Genomic DNA, 1526 nt, shown 5'->3' on the forward strand with positions numbered 1-1526 from the left:
GCGAAGGCAGGGTAAGCAGGCGGCATGGAACCCCAAGCCGATCTGGACATCTTTCTGGTTGCCCCGCCGGGGCTGGAGCATGTGCTGGCCGAGGAGGCGCGCGCGCTGGGCTTTCGCGATGTCATCCCCGGCCCGGGCGGCGTGTCATCGCGCGGCGGCTGGCCCGAGATCTGGCGGGCCAATCTGTGGCTGCGCGGCGCGGGGCGGGTGCTGGTGCGGATCGCGGCCTTCCGCGCGCTGCATCTGGCCCAGCTTGACAAGCGCGCGCGGCGGGTGCCCTGGGCCGAGATGCTGCACCCTGATCGACCGGTTCGGGTGGAAGCCACCTGCCGGGGCTCGCGGATCTATCATGCGGGGGCGGCGGCGCAGCGGGTCGAGCGAGCCATCGCCGAGACGCTGGGCGCACCGGTTGGGGCCGAGGATGACACCGCGATCCGCGTGCTGGTGCGGATCGAGGACGATCTTTGCACGATCAGCCTGGACAGTTCGGGCGAGCCGTTGCACCGGCGCGGCCACAAGCAGGAGATGGGCAAGGCGCCGCTGCGCGAGACGCTGGCCGCGCTGTTCCTGCGCCAATGCGAATACAATGGCGGCGAGCCGGTGGTCGATCCGATGTGCGGCTCGGGCACCTTCGTGATCGAGGCGGCCGAGATCGCGGCGGGACTTGCGCCGGGCCGCGGACGCCGCTTTGCCTTCGAGGCCTTCGCAGGCTTCGATCCGGCCGCCTGGGAAGCGATGCGCGCGGCGCCCGCCCCTGCCCCGCCCGATTTGCGGTTCCACGGGTTCGACCGCGATCAGGGCGCCATCGCGGCCAGCCGGGCCAATGCGGACCGGGCGGGTATCGCCGCGCTGACCTGTTTCACCTGTCAGCCCATCGCCGCGCTGACCCCGCCCGAGGGCCCGACCGGGCTGGTCATGGTGAACCCGCCCTATGGCGGGCGGATCGGCAATGCAAAGGCGCTTTATCCGCTTTACGGGACGCTGGGCGAGGTTCTGAGGACGCGGTTCGCGGGCTGGCGGGTCGGGATCGTGACCAGCAAGCCGCAACTGGCCCGCGCGACCGGCCTGCCCTTCGGCCCGGACGGGCCGCCCATTCCCCATGGCGGGCTGAAGATCCGGCTTTACCGGACCGATCCGCTGGGATGACCGCGCCCTTGGCAGGACGCGGTCAGTGCGCTCAGTCGGTGCTGGCGACCTCGATGCTGGCGAAGGCGGCCATCGCGCTTTCATAGGCCCGGCCGACCGGGGTGGGTCTGAGCCGGTCGTCGACCAGGTTGATCTTCGGCGCGCTGCCGCCCCAGGGATAAGGATTGGCCGCGAACCAGGCATAGCGTTCGACGAAGGGCAGCCCCTCCATCATCCGCATCGCTTTCTGGGCAAAGGCGGCGTTGCGCTCATAGCTTGCGGCGCGCGGGCGGTTCCAGTCGATATAGGCGAATTCGGTCACCCAGATCGGCCGGCGATATTCGCGATGCACCTGGATCAGCCAGCGGCGGAACGCCTCGACATCGCCATCGGTCGTGTAA

At 70.1% G+C, this 1526-nt stretch carries 2 protein-coding genes; one reads left to right on the top strand and one right to left on the bottom strand.

What is annotated here, in order from left to right; genetic code table 11:
- Nucleotides 1–24: 24 nt before the first annotated feature.
- Nucleotides 25–1146, top strand: coding sequence for a THUMP domain-containing class I SAM-dependent RNA methyltransferase (locus tag ENN83_RS16310; RefSeq protein WP_287188827.1), 1122 nt, complete (start codon nt 25–27; stop codon nt 1144–1146).
- A 31-nt stretch (nt 1147–1177) separates the two neighbouring features.
- Here ENN83_RS16310 and ENN83_RS16315 read toward each other — a convergent pair.
- Nucleotides 1178–1526: glycosyl hydrolase (locus ENN83_RS16315; RefSeq protein WP_287188829.1), on the bottom strand; the 349-nt coding region annotated here is incomplete at its 5' end.

The sequence above is a fragment of the Rhodovulum sp. genome, assembly GCF_011048875.1.
In the GTDB taxonomy this organism is placed as follows: domain Bacteria; phylum Pseudomonadota; class Alphaproteobacteria; order Rhodobacterales; family Rhodobacteraceae; genus Rhodovulum; species Rhodovulum tesquicola.

Coding starts and splice junctions, on each gene's coding strand:
- ENN83_RS16310 (WP_287188827.1), top strand. CDS start 25: ATGGAACCCCAAGCCGATCTGGACATCTTTCTGGTTGCCCCGCCGGGG.